This is a genomic window from Streptococcus sp. 339, from assembly GCF_013277285.1.
Taxonomy (GTDB): domain Bacteria; phylum Bacillota; class Bacilli; order Lactobacillales; family Streptococcaceae; genus Streptococcus; species Streptococcus pseudopneumoniae.
Genome location: NZ_VMMR01000018.1, coordinates 1 through 2,187, shown reverse-complemented (window position 1 = coordinate 2,187; position 2,187 = coordinate 1). Strand labels below are relative to the sequence as shown.

The following is a 2,187-nucleotide window of genomic DNA, read 5'->3' as shown; positions in this document are numbered from 1 at the left end:
CGCAGAGTATTACTGTACTTTAAAGGTCTTGAGATAGCTGTCTTTTCCTACTTGACCTTCGAAGGTTCTACCATTTTCAAGGTAAGGAAGGTCATCTGATACTGAGGCCTTAACCTTGTAAATCTTGCCATCAACTTTAAAGAAGTAGACGGTGTCGCCCTTGATAACAGCTGATTTGAGGTCTGCTACTACTCCCTTGATGCTTTCTGTCGTTGCATTGTCAATTTCAAGGTCGTTTTTATTGGCATACTTGCTGAGCATCTCTTCCACTGTAGTAGCTACGATAACATTTTGGTACTCGACTGCGTCTACTAGAGCATACTCTTTGACCAAGCCAGCATTGTCCTTCAAACCCATGATGTAGAAAGGCTTGTCATTGAGGTTGATGAGGATTGGGAAGGTTGCTTTGTAGGATTTCTCCTGAACAGCACCTTCTGCTGATTCACGGGCTGATTCTTCTGTCGCAGAAGCCAAGCTATACTTAGTAATTTCTCCTGTTCGCATATTTTCAAGGATGAAACCAAGATTACTCTCATCCGCATTAGCCGACGTCACACCTGTGTAGAGATAGATGTCATTACCGATAGACAAGTAATTATAGCCATTGGTAGTCTGGGTCACGTTTTTCTTGGAAATCATGGCATTCAAGAAACCGTCCTTGTACTTGCCGTTGTAGTTGATTTGCTCAATGGTTTCCTCTGCTGGATAGATCCTATCCACCCATTCTGGAACATCTGATAAGCTGTATTCCTTGGTTTCTCCATTTGTAGCATCCAAGATAATGACTGAAGCAGGACGAGGAACCGCAAGTCCAAATTGCTTTTGGTAAACCGTTGCTACATAGAAAGGATTACCCTCATCGTCCACCTCAAAAGATGGAGTCTTGAAGATTTTAGTTGGGTACTTCAAGCGCAGGTGACGTTTGACGTCACGGTTAAAATACTCCGAGTCCGAATACTTGATTGGTGTCTTCAAGTCCACCAAGTCCGCATTTCCAGTTACCATGTCCACCTTGATATACTCACCGATTCCCTTGGCTTGATTGTTAAACCATTTGATAGGGTCTGCGTATTCTAGTGGCGTCACTCGATAAGGTTTCCCATCAATTGTCAATTGGGTATAGGTATCTGCCGCTACGTATTGCGACACCTTATCGGTTAGGGAACCCAAGTAGCGGTCTCCAATTTTTTCAGCAGTACTTCTATCTAGGATAGGAACCTTACTGGTGTCACTCTTAGGAAATTCAGTAAAGTCTTTTTCCGTAACCGTGACTACATTGGCATAATTTTTAGCCTGAAACATGCTGGAAGTTACCAAGGAAACCAAAGCTGCCAAGAGAAGAATTCCTCCAATCGAAGCTAACAGAATTTTCCCTAACCGATTGATTTTGAAACCCTCAAGATTTAAGGCAGCTTCCGCCTTACCGTGGCGCACATGAACCGTTTTGACAAGGTTTATCCCCTTGCCAAAGCCAAATAAGATTGCCACAACTAACAAATGCCCACAGAGGAAGAAGAGAAATTCCCAGCTGGTCAGGTTAAGGGGCGGTAAAAAGATATACCAGGTCGTTGCGATAAAAATAAGTTCAAAGACTATTCGTTTCATTTGCTTTCCTCCTAAATGATTCGTCCTTCCAAGTGATCCAGCTCATGCTGGCAAATCTGAGCTGGGAAGCCTGTCAAGGTAATGGTCTGTTCCTGCCACTTGCTGTCACGATAGGCAAGCCTTATGGTTTCATAACGCTTAGTTGATCTCACACCTACCAAGGACAAACAGCCTTCTTCTGCCTCATAGGATCCTTCAAAGGACAGAAGCACTGGGTTAAACATGACCACGGGAACCAAGCCAAGATTAAAGATAATCACGCGCTTTTGCACCCCAATCATATTGGCAGCTAGACCAATGCAGGTCTCACGATTTGCTAAGAGTGTATCCTGCAAATCTCTGGCAAGATAAAGGTCTTCCTGACTTGCCGGCTGAGATACCTGAGATAAAAACAAAATATCTTTTACAATTTTCTTTTCCACTTCCTCACACTCCTCTTGTTTTTTACTATATTATAACAATTATAGCACAAAAGCCGATAACTGCAAGCCCTTTCCCTCAACTGTAGCAAAAAGCCATCCGAAGATGACTTTTTTGCTACTTATACTCAATGAAAATCAAAAAGCAAACTAGGAAGCTAGC

General features: G+C 42.8%; 2 protein-coding genes. Both read right to left on the bottom strand.

The annotated features are described in order from the left end of the window. Nucleotides 1–9 precede the first annotated feature (9 nt). Nucleotides 10–1,605, bottom strand: coding sequence for a hypothetical protein (locus HT736_RS02415; protein WP_000822860.1), 1,596 nt, complete (start codon nt 1,603–1,605; stop codon nt 10–12). Between the two features lie 11 nt (nt 1,606–1,616). Further along, nucleotides 1,617–2,027, bottom strand: coding sequence for a peptide deformylase (locus HT736_RS02410; protein WP_000412227.1), 411 nt, complete (start codon nt 2,025–2,027; stop codon nt 1,617–1,619). Nucleotides 2,028–2,187 lie beyond the last annotated feature (160 nt).